Origin of the sequence: Myroides sp. C1519, from assembly GCF_038039755.1 — a bacterium.
GTDB classification, from domain to species: domain Bacteria; phylum Bacteroidota; class Bacteroidia; order Flavobacteriales; family Flavobacteriaceae; genus Flavobacterium; species Flavobacterium phaeum_A.
Window position 1 is genome coordinate 22140 of record NZ_JBBPHM010000025.1, and the last position, 15754, is coordinate 37893.

Sequence of the window (15754 nt, forward strand, 5' to 3'; positions counted from 1 at the left end):
ATTAGTTATTTGAGGTTAGATAATTGATTTGAATGATATTATCATTATACATTTTTAGAGTATCTAAATAGTTATTGATAAAATCAAGTGCTTGATTTGTCAATATCACATACTCTAAATAGTTTATCTCTCCATTGATAAATTGCAGTTGCGCTGTTTCAATAATTGTTGAGGTATTTTTCAGGGTGTTATTCTCATAATTACCAAGAATAGCAAGATTGTTCTGATGGTTTGTCAACAATTGTTGATAACGGTTTTCCAAACTGTTTTTAGTCATTTCTAATTCGGCATCAGCTAAATCTTCTGCCTTTTTAGAAGCCTTAACTCTGGCGCGTTGACCAGTTGTAAACAAGGGTAAACTAACACCAACGTGGAAAGAACTAAAGCGCTCACTTCTGTCATAGTAAACATCATTAGAAGCAACTCCCATAAACGTACTGTTGTTGTATCCAACTTGTAAGTTAGGTAGTTGTTTAGATTTCTCCAATTTTGTTTGCTCGTGTGCTATGACCTTTTGTTGTTCAATCATTTGAAGAACAGGATTGTTTTGTAAATCTGCTTCAAGCGCCGTTAAAATAGCTTTGTTATCTTCTAATTGAGGAACAATATTTTCTGTTGTATTCAATAAGTATTTTAATTGAAGTTGTGTTAAGCTTATTGCTTTTTGAACTTCAGCTAATTGTGCTTGAATACTAATTTGCTGGTTTTGAGCTGTTGTTTTTTCTAAGATATTACTTTCTCCTTTTTGTAATCTAAGTAAAGCTTTGTTGTAGAAGTTAGTGTACATACTATCTGCTCGTTGTAGTAATTTCTCTTTTTCTACCCAATAGCTATAATCGTAGAAACTTTGTGTAACTGCTCGTTTTAGTTCATAACTTTTTAAATCAAGGTTATAAACACTTTGTTGATATTCTGCTCTAAACACATTCTTTTGTTTACTGTAAACAGTTGGGAACGCAAATTCTTGAACTACTCCAAACTTGTTGTCTGTATATGGTCCATTGATTTGTCCAAATTCACCGGTAAATGTAGTTTGTGGCAAATCAGCCCCTGTTTTGATAAAGGCTTTAGCATATTCCGTTCTCAATTTTTCAGCGCGAATCACAGTATTGTTTTCTAAAGCTGTTTCTAACGCCGTGTTTAGTGTCACTGGTGTTTGTGCATTAGCTGTAAACCCAAGACCTACAAGTAATATAGCTGCAACTGTTTTCTTCTTTTTAAAGAAGTCAAACTTTAAGCGTTGCTCAAATGTGATGTACAACAATGGCAATACAAATAAAGTTAGGAAAGTTGCTAACATTAACCCCCCAATTACAACAGTTGCTAATGGTCTTTGAACTTCAGCACCTGCACCATTACTCAATGCCATTGGCAAGAACCCAAAAGACGCTACACAAGCAGTCATTAACACTGGGCGCAATCTTGTTTTTGCTCCTCTTATCACGATAAATACTATATTTTTAATTCCTGATTTTTGTAATCTATTAAATTCGGCAATAAGCACAATACCATTAAGTACGGCTACCCCAAACAGGGCAATAAATCCGACTCCCGCACTAATACTAAACGGCATTCCTCTTAAGGCTAATAAGAATACTCCTCCAATAATTGATAGTGGAATAGCAGTGAAAATCATTAAACATTCGCGTATATCTTTAAAAGCAAAGAATAATAAAACGAAGATTAATACCAATGCTAACGGTACCGCAATTGCCAAACGAGCTTTTGCTTCGTTTAGGTTTTCAAATTGTCCACCATACGTAATTTGATATCCGACAGGTAGCGTAATTTGTGCTTCTACTTTTTCTTGTAACTCTTCTACAATACTTTGTACGTCACGCCCTTTTACGTTAAACCCTACAAAGATTCTACGTTGTGCGTTTTCACGTTGGATTTGGTTAGGTCCCTCTTTGATTTCAACTGTTGCCAATTGGTTTAAAGGAACTTGGTTGCCAGATGGAGTAGGTATTAGTAAGTTTTGAATATCACTTACGTCTTTTCTGTTTTTCTCATCCATACGAACTACCATATCAAAACGTTGTTCTCCTTCATAGACCATTCCAGTACTTTGTCCGGCTAAAGAAGCGTTTACAATTCTGTTGATTTCAGCAATTGAAAGTCTATAACGGGCAATTGCTTGTCGGTTGTAATCAATTAGTAATTGTGGCATTCCCGTAATTGGTTCAACATATAAATTGGTTGCTCCAGGTACGGTGTTGATAAGTCCGGCAATTTTATTAGCAGTATAAGCTAAAGTATCTAAGTTTTCTCCAAATACTTTTACCACTACGTCTTGTCTGGCTCCTGTCATTAACTCGTTAAAACGCATCTGTACTGGATATTGGAAACCAACAGTAATTCCAGGTATTTCTTCTAATGCGTGAGTCATTTTCTCTGCTAACTCAGGGAATGATTCCGCTGAGGTCCATTCGCTTTTATCTTTTAAGATGACCATCATATCGCTGGCATCCATTGGCATAGGGTCGGTTGGAATCTCGGCACTACCAATTTTAGTAACAACTTTTTCTACTTCAGGGAATCTTGTTTTAAGAATGTGAACAGCTTTTTGTGTACTTTCAATTGTTGTGGTTAGGTTACTACCGTTTAATACTTTGGTATCTACAGCAAAGTCCCCTTCTTCTAAGGAAGGAATAAACTCACCTCCTAATGTTGATAGGATGTAGATTGCAATCACAAATAATACACCTACTACGCTGTAGATTAATTTCGGAATCTCCATTACTTTTACCAACATACGCTCGTAAAAGCCTTCTAATTTATTTAGAACGCGTTCTGATATATTTGGTTTATGAGATATTTTACGGCTCATAATTAATGAGCTCATCATTGGGATATACGTTAAGGATAAAAGGAATGCTCCTAATAGGGCAAAGGCAACAGTTTGTGCCATTGGTTTAAACATTTTTCCTTCAATTCCTTGTAATGTTAAGATTGGAATATATACAATTAAGATAATGATCTGACCAAATACAGCACTGTTCATCATTTTTGAAGCAGATTGTACAACGGTTTTGTTCATTTCTTCTTGTTTCAAATTGACCATCTTCTTGAACTTGGCATTGTGGGAGAATTGGTGCATGACGGCTTCTACAATAATTACTGCACCGTCAATGATTAGCCCGAAGTCTAATGCCCCTAAACTCATTAAGTTTCCACTTACCCCAAAGAGGTTCATCATACAGATAGCAAATAACATTGCTAAAGGAATTACAGAAGCTACTAAAAGTCCTGCTCTGAAGTTTCCTAAAAACAATACTAAAACTAATACTACGATTAATGCTCCTTCTGTAAGGTTTCGTTGTACTGTACCAATTGCGTTATTAACCATTTTGGTACGGTCTAAAAAGGCTTCAATAACAACACCTTCAGGAAGTGTTTTCTGGATTTCAGCAACTTTTGCCTTTACATCTTGAATTACTTCATTACTATTTGCTCCTTTCAGCATCATTACTACAGCACCAGACACTTCTCCTTGATCGTCAAAAGTCATCGCTCCATAGCGTGTTGCGCTACCAATTTTTACTTTAGCAACGTCTCTTATTAACAAAGGAAGTTCTGTTTGTTTTGAAGTAATAGCAATGTTTTCAATATCCTCAATATTGCCAACTAATCCTTCAGAACGGATATATAATACTGTAGGACCTTTTTCAATATAAGCACCTCCAGTGTTTTCATTATTGCTTTCTAAGGCTTGAAATACATCGTTTATTGTGATGCCGTAAGCATCTAATTTATTTGGGTTTACAGCAATTTCGTATTGCTTTAGTTTACCCCCAAAGCTACTTACTTCAGCTACTCCTTTTACAGTAAGTAATTGACGACGTACAACCCAATCTTGAATTGTACGCAACTCCGTAAGGTCAAATTTATCTTCGTATCCTTTTTCAGGGCGTACAACGTATTGGTAAATTTCTCCTAATCCTGTTGAGATAGGACCTAATTCTGGTTGTCCGATTCCTTGTGGAATTTCACTTTGAACTTGTTGAAGGCGTTCTCCAACTTGTTGACGTGCCCAATAGATGTCAACATCTTCATCAAAAACTATGGTTACTAATGATAGTCCAAAGCGAGAGAAGCTTCGGATACTTTGCATTCCTGCAATATTGCTGTTTGCTTGTTCAATTGGAAAGGTCACAAGTCTTTCTATGTCCGTAGCTCCATAAGATGGGGCAACAGTGATTACTTGTACTTGGTTGTCAGTAATATCTGGTACAGCATCAATAGGTAATTTAGTTACTTGATACAATCCAATCCCGATTAACGCAAATACAAATAGCGAGATGATGAGTTTATTCTTTACAGAAAACTCAATAATTTTATTTAACATGATTATTGTCTGTTAATACATTAATAATGAATAACATTCATAGTAAATTGTTTCATAGCAATTATACTACGAAAGAATATTCTTTTGAAAATTCGATATGTATTAACAGTATTTAGGCGGTTGCCAAATAGAAGATAGGTAGCTACTTTCGATTGCATCTTCATCGAAAGCGTGTACTTTATTGTGGTTTGTATTAAATTTAATACGATTGATTTTAATAAGGGGTGTAGGGGTTACAATTCCTACAAAAGAAATAATATGTGCGTGAGAAACAAAAGGTAGCTTCTCATCTACTGGATCGCCAATTTCTTTATGGCTTTCGCTATAGTGTATTTGTAAGAATCCCCAAATACTTAAATCAGGATTATTTGTTTTATGCTCAACAAAGTGTTCCACTAAAATAGGGAATTTCAACAGCTGACCGAACTCAGTTGTTGAAACTAAGAATAATAGCATAAATAATATGGCAATTCTTCTTCTCACTTTATTGGAATTATTGATTAGTAATTGATACTTACAAAGTTAAATATTCTTTGTTAATTGAGGGCGCAAGATAGTAATTTGTATTTATTCAAAGTAAGCATACTATTTACTTCTAATAAAATTCTAATAATTATAAAATAGGTTTTTAATATCACCCGTATTTAACGGTGGATTAAAAGTTTAAAGATGTTCTCTTGTGCTTTTTATTAAAAAACTTTGACATCTTGTTGATTACTTCAAAATGCTTTGTGATTAATTCGTTGCCATATCTATTTTCTAACGCTTGCCATTGTTCTTGTGTTAAGGGAACAAAAGCTAAGGTATCTGACCCTTTTGATATTTTACAAAAGCGTATTTCAAAGGCTGGTTGCAACAATTCATTTAACCAAATGATCGTATCGTCTAAATCAACAATAATACGTTGGTGTGTTTTTCCTTGGTATGATACAAACAACTCAAGTTCTTCATTTGGTCGGTCTTCTATTTTGGCAGCTAAGCTCTCTGTTTGGAGGCAATCTTCAATAAAATCTACTATTGCATCATCATACTCTCTCCAATCTACCCAGAATACAAGGTCTTTTCCTATTGCGTAAAAATCGTCATAGCTTTCTGTTTCAAAGTACTTTTCTAATTTTAAAAGTTTGTCTTGCATATTCTGAATGATTAAGGTTTGTACAGTCTTATTAAGTTACGAAGAAAATGTCTAATAAAGAAGTAATGTGCACAGTAAATCACTCGCTTTTGTTTTATGGATGTAATACTTCATTAAAAGGTTCGAATTCTCGTTCAGTAAAAGCTTCTGTTAAGATTCCTGAGTTGCACAACCATTCAATAGCGTCATTTAGATTATGTCCTAAGGCATAGATATTTTCTTCATTTCTTGGCAAAACAAAGTACTGATGGTTGTAAAAGATAATTTCATCTCCGTCAAAAGTATCTCCTATACAAATGGCTTGTAAGACTTGTTCTTTAGTCAATACCTCTTTACCTATTTCCCAAAAATAGTATTGTGTTACTCGTTCTAACCATTGACTTTGTTCTTGTGAGATACGAGTAGGGGGATAGATGCGAATGTATGTTCCTCCTAATAAACCTTCTCCGTATTGAAGAATATATGTTTTGTAATCTTCTTCAAAACAAAAGTTCAATAGTTGTTCACAATTGTTGATATCTTCTGCAGAAGGCAAAACTAAACTTGTGGAGTTGGTATTAATATTTGGAATTATAGTATAATGGCTAAACTTGTTCATTAGATATATTTGTTTTCAATATCATTTAAACCCTCTCTAAATTCTGATTGCAGCAGGAATTGTTCAGTTACATCAACAGCTTTTTTTGCTGATTGTTCAATGTCTTTTCCTTCTTTAGTCCAAAGTGGAGGAACAAAGTTAATTACTTGATTGTATTGTAATGATGCTATTTCTTCTTGCCAGTTTGTCCATCTAAAGTCTTGGTAAAACTGTTCTGTTCTCCCTGTTAAGAAGAAGTTTAATAGTTGAGAGTATCCGATTTCAAGGGCTTCATAATCTAATGTGTCAGGAGCAAAATAGTATATCTTGCCGATGTCCTTGCCTAAAGCACCACTATTGATACAGAAATAACCTCCTAAAACATCAAATGCTACGATTATGAAACCTTTGTTGGTGTTGTTGTCCATAATTGTTTTGCCTTGATTCCACGTTAGTATGTCTAACATTTGGTCATTATGTCCGCCACCAAGTACTTTGATCCATCCATTATCAATAAGAAGACCTCCTGATTCATAGATAAGGGCACCTAATGTTGATTTGGTAGTAACCTGTAACGCTATTAAGGCGTTGTCAGCAATTTCTTGGGTGTTTTTAGAAAGTGTAGTAACCTGTTTTGGGCTCTCTGCTATCCATTCTTCAATCATTGGCCAAGCAGAGTCTTTTGTATCAATTAGTTCTTGTAGTGTGCGCATAGAAACAATTTTAAGAACTAAAGATAGTTAATTTTGAAAGGGAAGGGATAAAAAAAATGTAAACTACTTATCAATTGATTTGTAGTTTACATCATAGATTGGTTGATTGTATTGTGATTATAAGTCTGCAATTGCTTCTGGAATAGGCATATAGACATATAAAATTGATTTTACTGAAAATGCAACTAATACTAAAAGAACAAAAATACTTGCAATAGCAATCTTCTTTGAAGATAATTGCAGTGCAGCAATACCTAATGTAAGACTTATTAAGAAGGCTATTGGCAATAGAACTTTGAAATAACTCATTGATGGAAAAAAGAATAGCCCTAATGTGATAATTGAAAATACTAATGCGCCTATACTCAATAGTGGACTTTTATTTGCTTCTTGATTTATAGTGTTCATCTTTTGGTTTTTTTAGTTGTAACTGTTAAAGAAATAGCTTTAAGTCAGTTTTACATATACAAAACTATGCCATTATGTTCTAAATTCAAAATTTTAACAGTTTTAAATTTGTTTATATAACTGTTTTTTAAGAACTAAATAAATTATTACGTGTTATTTTGTTTGTTTAATAAGAGATACTTTATGTTTTGTCTTAAAAAACAAACGTCACTATTAAAGTGACGTTGTTTTTATAATTTGATCTTTTAGATATATCAATTATTGATTGTTGTTGCTTAATAGTAAATAAAAGTAACAGCAATGTAGAAGTTAGCTACAGCGGAATATTTCCGTGTTTGCGTTTAGGCAAGTCTACTTCCTTGTTTTCAAGCATTGCAAAACCTTTCAATAGTTTTCTTCTTGTTTCATTTGGCAAGATAACTTCATCGATAAATCCGCGTTGAGCAGCTCTGTATGGCGTTGCAAATTTCTCAGCGTATTCTGCTTCTTTTTCTGCTAATTTAGCTGCAGGGTTTTCTGCTTCAGAAATCTCTTTTTTGAAGATAATCTCACTCGCTCCTTTTGCTCCCATTACTGCAATCTCAGCATTAGGCCACGCAAAGTTTAAATCTGCACCAATGTGTTTAGAGTTCATCACATCATAAGCACCTCCATAGGCTTTACGTGTAATTACAGTTACTTTTGGCACTGTAGCTTCGCTTAAAGCATAAAGTAGTTTTGCTCCGTGAACAATAATTCCATTCCACTCTTGGTCTGTTCCAGGTAAGAAGCCAGGTACGTCAACTAAAACTAATAATGGAATGTTGAATGCGTCACAAAAACGTGTAAATCTTGCTGCTTTGATTGAGCTATTTACATCTAAACATCCTGCTAAAAACATAGGGTTGTTTGCAACGATACCCACGCTTTTTCCGCCTAAGCGAGCAAATCCAACAACGATGTTTTCTGCGTAATCTTTGTGTATTTCATAGAAAGAGTCTTCATCAATAATATTGTGAATAACTTCTTTCATATCATAAGGCTTGTTAGAGCTTTCAGGAATAATAGTGTCTAATCCCGGTCTGTACTCTTCTCCTAATGTGTATGGAATATCATATGCTTTCTCTGTATTGTTTTGAGGAATATATGATAGTAATTTTTTTAAGTCTTCTAAACAAGCAACATCATTTGCTGAGGTAGTATGAGCAACCCCTGATTTCGTAGAATGCGTACTTGCTCCTCCAAGTTCTTCTGATGTTACTTCTTCATTTGTTACTGTTTTTACAACGCTTGGTCCTGTTACAAACATATAACTTGAACCTTCAACCATCATTGTAAAGTCAGTCATTGCTGGTGAATAAACTGCTCCTCCTGCACAAGGTCCCATAATTGCTGAGATTTGTGGAATCACGCCTGATGCTTGTACGTTGCGGAAAAAGATATCAGCATATCCTCCTAATGAACGTACTCCTTCTTGGATGCGCGCTCCTCCAGAGTCGTTTAGTCCAATCATTGGTGCTCCCATTTTAACAGCCATATCCATTACTTTGCAAATTTTCTCTGCGTGTGTCTCAGATAAAGCTCCTCCAAATACAGTAAAGTCTTGTGCGAATAGGTAAACTAAACGCCCATTTATTGTTCCATAACCTGTAATTACACCATCTCCGTGATAAACTTCTTTGTCCATTCCAAAGTCAGTTGTACGGTGGGTTACAAGCATTCCTATTTCTTCAAAAGAACCTTCGTCAAGTAAGTATTCAACTCTTTCTCTTGCTGTTAGTTTTCCTTTGCTGTGTTGTGTATCTATTCTTCTTTGCCCTCCACCAAGTTTAGCTTGAGCCTGAAGATCTTGAAGTGTATTTATTTTCGGATTCATAGTCATTAGTTTGGTAATCGAAGTGATTTTTGGTCTTCTAAATATTGTTTTAATGCAATGTAAGCAGCTACTTGAGCTTCGTCTTTGTACTCTTCTTTAATCAATTCTCCGTTGTAATATTTCTTAACGAAGTTGGTATCGAAGTGTCCATCGCGAAAGGCATCGTGCTCCATAACAAACTTTCCAAAGGGCAATGTTGTTTCAATTCCCTTTACTTTGTAATCGTGGATAGCTGTCAGCATTGTTTCAATAGCTTCTTCTCTTGTCTTTCCAAATGTGATTAGCTTGGCTAACATTGGATCGTAATAAATAGGAACATCCATTCCTTCTTCTATACCATTATCTACTCTAATACCAGGTCCTTTAGGAAGTTTATACACTTCTAAATTACCAACACTTGGCAAGAAGTCATTTAGTGGATCTTCGGCATAGATTCTCAATTCTACAGCGTGTCCTTGTATTTTTAAATCGTCTTGAGTAAAAGGTAGCTTTTCTCCTCTGGCAATGTTTATTTGCATTTCAACTAAGTCAAGTCCTGTAATTAATTCTGTTACTGGGTGCTCAACTTGTAAACGTGTGTTCATTTCAAGGAAGTAGAAGTTTTTGTTTTCATCTAATAAAAACTCAACCGTACCTGCCCCTACATAATCACAAGATGCAGCAACTTTTACTGCTGCTTCTCCCATTTGTTTACGTATTTCTGGTGTTAAAACAGCTGAAGGAGCTTCTTCTACTACTTTTTGGTGACGACGTTGTATACTACATTCTCTTTCAAACAGATGCACGATATTACCGTGTTTATCTGCTAATATTTGTATTTCTATGTGTCTTGGCGAACCAATATATTTCTCGATAAAAACCGAACCATCTCCAAAAGCATTTGTTGCTTCTGATATAGCGCGGTGCATTTGTGCTTCGAAATCTTCTTCTTTTTCTACTACACGCATTCCTTTTCCACCACCACCTGCTGAGGCTTTGATAAGGATTGGGAAGCCAATTTCTTTTGATATAGCTTTTGCTTTTTCAATATCTGTAATGGCTTCATCTAAACCTGGTACCATTGGAATGTTGTAAGCCTTTACTGTTTCTTTGGCAGCAAGTTTACTACCCATAATCTCAATAGCGTGAGAGTTAGGGCCAATGAATGTTATTCCATTTTTTTCACAAGCTAATGCAAAAGTGACATTTTCACTTAAAAAGCCATAGCCTGGATGTATTCCGTCAACATTTAGTGATTTGGCAACTTCAATAATTTTGTCGCCTAATAGGTAAGATTGGTTTGATGGAGCCTCTCCGATGCAAACAGCTTCATCAGCCATTTTTACGTGAGGAGCCATACGGTCTGCAGTTGAATAAACAGCTACAGTTTTTATTCCCATTTTTTGAGCTGTTTCCATGATACGAACAGCAATTTCGCCACGGTTGGCTACAAGTATCTTTTTCATTTTTATTCGAATTCAATTAGAACTAATCCTTTATCAACAGTATCTCCTTTGGTTACGTTGATAGCTTTGATTTTTCCACTTCTTGGAGAGGTTAGGTTGTTTTCCATTTTCATGGCCTCTAAAATTAACAAGTTGTCATTTTCAGCTACTTCTTGACCAACTTCTACGTTTATTTCTAAAATTAGACCTGGCATAGGTGCTTTAATTGAATTGACTTGTTTTGCAGTGTTTAATGAAAAACCTAAGTCCTTGATTAGTTTATCAAGTTCGGTTTGAATGTTTACGGTATAAGAGTTGCCGTTTACGACTACGTCATAATGTTTTTGGTTGAATTGTGAAGACGCAATTTCCACCTCGTATGATCTGTTATTCTTGAGTACATGGTATGCAGCGGCTCCGACTTTAGCAGCATTAATGTCGTCCTGTAATAAATTGTTACTCTCAAAAACAGTATCATCATTAACTTTAAGTTGATACGTTTTGTTCATTTTATAAATAGTTTTTGGTATTTGTAAATATAATTAAATGTTATAGATGAGCAACTTTAATTATTGGTAATTTATTTTTTTCCTCGTTTTAATGTGAATTGCATATAATTGTCAGTTTTTTTATTTGTTGTCTGTGTAGTGTAGGTAAGGGATAGGGAAGAAATATAATTGTATGGCACAAAAAAAGCCCTTTCAATTTTGAAAGGGCTTTTCGTTCTATTTTATTAGAAATTATTATGTTTTATTCTTCTTCGTTCTTTAAAGCATTCCATCCTTGAGCTTTTAATGGAATTTTAGTATTAGCTCTTGTGATTAGATGAACACCTTCTTTTTCTTCTGTCATATGTCCTACTACTGTTAGATTTGGATTTCCTTTAATCTTGTCGTAGTCTTCCATTTTCATAGTGAATAATAGTTCATAATCTTCACCTCCGTTGATTGCCATCGTTGTTGCATCAATATTAAACTCTTCACACGTATTGATAAACTGTGGGTCAAGAGGTAACTTATCTTCATAAATATTACAACCTACATTTGATTGTTTACACAAATGCATTACTTCAGAAGACAACCCATCAGAAACATCAATCATAGAAGTTGGTTTAACTCCTAAATCAGCTAATAATTGTTTGATATCTGTACGTGCTTCAGGTTTTAGTTGTCTTTCAATGATATAGTCATAAATAGCTAAGTCAGGTTGACTGTTAGGGTTTACTAAGAAAACTTGCTTTTCTCTTTCAAGTACTTGTAGCCCCATATATGCTGCTCCAATATCTCCTGTTACAACAAGTAAATCGTTGTCTTGAGCTCCATCTCTATAGATTAGTTCATCTTCTTTTGCTTTACCAATCGCAGTAACGCTGATGATTAGTCCTTTTTGTGATGAGGTAGTGTCTCCACCTATTAAGTCAACTTTGTAGTATTTACAAGCTAAATTGATTCCTTCATAAAGCTCTTCTAATGCTTCTAAAGGGAAGCGATTTGACACAGCAATAGACACTGTAATTTGTGTAGGAATTGCGTTCATAGCACAGATGTCAGAAATATTGACAACTACTGCTTTGTATCCTAAGTGCTTTAAAGGAGAATAAGAAAGGTCGAAATGTACACCTTCGACTAATAAATCGGTAGAAACAACAACTTTGTCACCTGCAAAGTCAAGTACTGCTCCGTCATCTCCGATTCCTTTATTAGTAGTAGGTTGCTCGATTGTAAAGTTTTGAGTTAATTGCTCGATTAAGCCAAACTCTCCTAAGTTTCCTAAATCTGTTTTAGACTGGTTTTTATTTTCGATCATTGTATTTCTTCTTGTTTTGAATGGCAAAGGTAAAAAGAAAAGGCGATAGATTTTTTTCTATCGCCTTTTTCTATTATAAGTTAGGTCTTCTAAACCTTTTGAAATTACTATTGTAAGTATTAAACTCTTCTTTTAAAGTAGCATAATTACTTGAATCGTACTCTTCAACTATTTGAAGTAATTGACGCCAAACTTCAATGTCTGTTACAACTTCATTACCATAGTATTCGATGTCTTCTAATTTCAACGTTTTGTAGTAATCTAAAGATTCTTTACTTTTTTGAACTAATTCATTAGTAAGTTGGCGAGCTTTTTCTTTTTCTCCAACGTTGTAATATCCTTCTACAAATGGATGAACTAATTCATACAATCCGTAGTATTTGATAGGCATATTAGTCATTGCTATATCAATGATTTCTTTTGCTTTATCGTTTTTGTTTTCTTCAATTAATTTCTCCATTAATCGAGCAAGGTTAATTCTGTAGCTTACAGCATTACGTCTTGTTTGTGGGTCGTGGTAGATTTTGTCGCTACCCATATTACCCCAATACCAAGTTTTTACTGTATTATACATTCTATCTGCATCGATAGAACCTCTGTCTAATGGGTGATTACTTTCTGCTGCTGTTTTGATAGGAACTAATTTGTAAACTAATCCGTTTAGCTGTAAGTAATCTTTCATCCAAATAAAGTCATCATCATTCCAGCTACCACCAGAGAAGTAAATAGGTCTTTCCCAGTTGTTATTAGCTACAATATCTAACATAATTAAGCGGTGTTTATAAATCGCTTGGTCTGTGATATCAATATCTAATTGTGGTAAGATAGAGTCTCTTAAATGAGGTGAAACAATATTGTTTTTAGCAATACTCGCACTGTCAACAGGAATAGATATTTTGTTTGTAGGTGCTATGTATAACGTTGTACCAGCTTCTGTAGTCATCTTAGTTCTTTTGTCGTCTGAGCGAATAAAGTTTAAGAATGATTTTACATCAACTCTTTGATCTATTGTTTGGTTGATTAATATAGCTTCACGCTTGTTACCAACATATTGATCGTGTGTAAATGAAATAGGCAATGGCTCTGATTCGTATGCTTTTGCTTTCATTTGGTCAATATACCAGTCTAACGGTAATAAACTTGTACATACCACACGCACGTCTGTACGGTATCCTTCTACATCTTGTAAATACCAAAGAGGGAACGTATCGTTATCTCCAATAGTAAATAAAATAGCATTCGGATCACACGAGTCTAAGTATGCTCTTGCATTAGCTAATGCAGTATAACGGTCAGAACGGTCGTGGTCATCCCAGTTTTGCTGTGCCATTAAAACAGGTGCTGCTAATAAAGATGCCGCTAAAATTGCTGGTCCTGCTATTTTTGGACTAACGTATTTTTTAAGTCCATCATAGATAGCAAATACTCCAAAACCTAACCAAATTGCAAATACATAGAATGCAGGAACTACAGCATAATCACGTTCACGAGGTTCAAATGGTCTCTCATTTAAGAACATTTTTAAGGCGATACTTGTGAATAAAAATAACACTAAAAGTACCCAAAACATTTTAGGGTCTTTTCTAAAGTTGTAGATAAATCCTATTAATCCTAAGATGAAAGGCAAGAAGAAATAAGTGTTTCTTCCTTTGTTTTCTAATACATCTGTTGGTAGATTACTTTGAGAACCTAAGCGTATTTCATCTAAAAATGTAATACCACTTAACCAGTTTCCGTGTTGTAAATCACCTTGACCTTGAATGTCATCTTGGCGACCTACAAAGTTCCACATTAGATATCTCCAGAACATATAACCAAATTGGTAGTCAACCATATACACCATATTGTCTGAGAATGAAGGTACTTCAATCTCTAAATATTGTCCGTATTGGTCTAAGAATTGGTCTAATCCTTCAATACCAATTTCACCTGTAGCTAATCCTTCTTTTACACCTTTAACAAGTGCGTTTAATTGAGGATCATCATATTTAGGGCTTGGATAGAAATTCAATGGTTTTGAATAACGCATATAATTGATACGGTGACTTCTATCTGTACTCCACATTCTTGGGAAAAATCCTTTGTGTGTTTCGTCGAAGTTTTGTCCAGCGTTTTTCCATTCGTTTACTACAACGTACTTACCTGTTTTGTAATCACGTTCGTAGTTAGGTTTATCGTCTTTCCAAGGGTTGTTTTTGTCTAAGCCAACATATTTTTTAGTGAAATATGAGTCGTAAAATATACTTTCATCTCCGTATTGTTCACGTTGGTAATAAGCTAATAATTCGGCAGCATCAGAAGGTGTATTCTCGTTGATTACAACATTTGCATTCGCACGAATAGGTAACATAATCCAACTTGTAAGTCCAATACAGATAAACAATAAAGAAAGGATTATTGTGTTAGCTGTTACTTTGTTTTTCTTCTCTGTGTATTTTAAACCAATCACGAAGAAAGCAACAATAGCAAGGAAAGCGAAGATTGTACCACTGTTAAATGGCAGACCAATACTGTTCACCATAAAGATTTCTGTCTTTCCAAAGAAAGCTAAAAGCTTAGGAAATAAGAAGGCAAATAAGAAGAATAAAACTCCAACAGCCGCAATGTTTCCTATGATAAAGTTCTTAATTGTAATTTTTTGATACTTCTTAAAGAAGTAAAGTAAAGCAATTGAAGGTACTGTTAGCAATGCCATTAAGTGCACACCAAACGAACATCCAATTACTAACGAAATTAGTAGTAACCATCTATTTCCTTTCGGTTGATCTAAGTCGTCATACCATCTTAATCCCAGATAGAGTAGAAGTGATATTAAGAACATAGCAGAAGCGTACACTTCAGCTTCTACAGCACTAAACCAGAAACTATCACTAAAAGTAAATGCTAACGAACCAATAGCAGCACTTCCTAATACTACAATTGCATTCATATTTGTCCACTCAGCCTGAGAAGAAACTATTTTTTTTAGAATATTGGAAATTGACCAATACATAAAAAGAATTGTAAATGCACTTGAGAGTACAGCTACCATATTTACCATTAAGGCAACTTTGTCAGGAGAAGTTGCGAACATTGAAAAGAACGCTCCTAACATTTGGTAGAAAGGTGCTCCAGGAGGGTGACCTACCTGTAGCTTGGCAGAAGTTGCTATATATTCTCCTGGATCCCAGAAGCTCACAGTAGGTTCTACTGTCAAAGTGTAGGTGATTAATGCTATTAAAAAGCATAGCCAACCGCCTATAATATTCCACTTCTTGTAATTGAATGTCAGCATATTTGTAATTACTTGATATATTTATAGTTTGTACTTACAAAGAAAAGATTTTTTTTGAGTTGCTTAAAGGAATAAGAAAAAATTAATTTTTTTTAATTGAAAAGTTTGGAGAATATAAAAATTGTGCTACTTTTGCATCCGCATTGAAGAAGTAATAATGCTTTTGAAATGATTGGTACTGGCCTATGGTGTAATGGTAACACAGCTGATTTTG

11 protein-coding genes are annotated in these 15754 nt (G+C 34.6%); all 11 read right to left on the bottom strand.

The features are described 5' to 3' along the window. Position 1: 1 nt before the first annotated feature. Complete coding sequence (locus AABL81_RS12205; RefSeq protein WP_341341170.1) at positions 2 to 4348, bottom strand: CusA/CzcA family heavy metal efflux RND transporter; 4347 nt, start codon at positions 4346 to 4348, stop codon at positions 2 to 4. A 102-nt stretch (positions 4349 to 4450) separates the two neighbouring features. Continuing rightward, positions 4451 to 4831 (bottom strand): hypothetical protein, encoded by a 381-nt coding sequence (locus AABL81_RS12210; protein ID WP_233269312.1) that lies wholly within the window; start codon positions 4829 to 4831, stop codon positions 4451 to 4453. 172 nt (positions 4832 to 5003) lie between these two features. Beyond that, on the bottom strand, positions 5004 to 5483 hold the full coding sequence (locus tag AABL81_RS12215; protein ID WP_158209895.1) for a hypothetical protein: 480 nt from the start codon (positions 5481 to 5483) through the stop codon (positions 5004 to 5006). Between the two features lie 94 nt (positions 5484 to 5577). Then, positions 5578 to 6081, bottom strand: a complete 504-nt coding sequence (locus tag AABL81_RS12220; RefSeq protein ID WP_341341171.1) for an SMI1/KNR4 family protein — start codon at positions 6079 to 6081, stop codon at positions 5578 to 5580. Beyond that, positions 6081 to 6773, bottom strand: a complete 693-nt coding sequence (locus AABL81_RS12225) for a DUF2625 family protein (protein WP_341341172.1) — start codon at positions 6771 to 6773, stop codon at positions 6081 to 6083. The genes AABL81_RS12220 and AABL81_RS12225 overlap by 1 nt, the downstream gene beginning before the upstream one ends. A gap of 117 nt (positions 6774 to 6890) precedes the next feature. Further along, positions 6891 to 7181: a hypothetical protein gene (locus AABL81_RS12230; RefSeq protein ID WP_158209898.1), complete on the bottom strand. Its 291-nt coding sequence runs from the start codon at positions 7179 to 7181 to the stop codon at positions 6891 to 6893. Between the two features lie 313 nt (positions 7182 to 7494). After that, positions 7495 to 9036, bottom strand: coding sequence for an acyl-CoA carboxylase subunit beta (locus AABL81_RS12235; RefSeq protein WP_158209899.1), 1542 nt, complete (start codon positions 9034 to 9036; stop codon positions 7495 to 7497). A 5-nt stretch (positions 9037 to 9041) separates the two neighbouring features. Continuing rightward, positions 9042 to 10481, bottom strand: coding sequence for an acetyl-CoA carboxylase biotin carboxylase subunit (gene accC, locus AABL81_RS12240; protein WP_341341173.1), 1440 nt, complete (start codon positions 10479 to 10481; stop codon positions 9042 to 9044). 2 nt (positions 10482 to 10483) lie between these two features. After that, a complete protein-coding gene (locus AABL81_RS12245; RefSeq protein ID WP_158209901.1) occupies positions 10484 to 10969 on the bottom strand; it encodes an acetyl-CoA carboxylase biotin carboxyl carrier protein subunit in 486 nt (161 codons plus the stop codon). Between the two features lie 241 nt (positions 10970 to 11210). Further along, positions 11211 to 12266 carry a thiamine-phosphate kinase gene (gene thiL / locus AABL81_RS12250; RefSeq protein WP_158209902.1) on the bottom strand — a complete coding sequence of 352 codons (1056 nt, stop codon included), beginning with the start codon at positions 12264 to 12266 and terminating at the stop codon, positions 11211 to 11213. Between the two features lie 73 nt (positions 12267 to 12339). Then, positions 12340 to 15540: a glycosyltransferase family 117 protein gene (locus AABL81_RS12255; RefSeq protein ID WP_158209903.1), complete on the bottom strand. Its 3201-nt coding sequence runs from the start codon at positions 15538 to 15540 to the stop codon at positions 12340 to 12342. Positions 15541 to 15754: the final 214 nt, after the last annotated feature.

Bases quoted from the DNA above. Each gene is read 5' to 3' on its own strand.
- AABL81_RS12205 (WP_341341170.1), bottom strand. From the start codon at position 4,348: ATGTTAAATAAAATTATTGAGTTTTCTGTAAAGAATAAACTCATCATC.
- AABL81_RS12215 (WP_158209895.1), bottom strand. From the start codon at position 5,483: ATGCAAGACAAACTTTTAAAATTAGAAAAGTACTTTGAAACAGAAAGC.
- AABL81_RS12220 (WP_341341171.1), bottom strand. From the start codon at position 6,081: ATGAACAAGTTTAGCCATTATACTATAATTCCAAATATTAATACCAAC.
- AABL81_RS12225 (WP_341341172.1), bottom strand. From the start codon at position 6,773: ATGCGCACACTACAAGAACTAATTGATACAAAAGACTCTGCTTGGCCA.
- AABL81_RS12230 (WP_158209898.1), bottom strand. From the start codon at position 7,181: ATGAACACTATAAATCAAGAAGCAAATAAAAGTCCACTATTGAGTATA.
- AABL81_RS12235 (WP_158209899.1), bottom strand. From the start codon at position 9,036: ATGAATCCGAAAATAAATACACTTCAAGATCTTCAGGCTCAAGCTAAA.
- accC (WP_341341173.1), bottom strand. From the start codon at position 10,481: ATGAAAAAGATACTTGTAGCCAACCGTGGCGAAATTGCTGTTCGTATC.
- AABL81_RS12245 (WP_158209901.1), bottom strand. From the start codon at position 10,969: ATGAACAAAACGTATCAACTTAAAGTTAATGATGATACTGTTTTTGAG.
- thiL (WP_158209902.1), bottom strand. From the start codon at position 12,266: ATGATCGAAAATAAAAACCAGTCTAAAACAGATTTAGGAAACTTAGGA.
- AABL81_RS12255 (WP_158209903.1), bottom strand. From the start codon at position 15,540: ATGCTGACATTCAATTACAAGAAGTGGAATATTATAGGCGGTTGGCTA.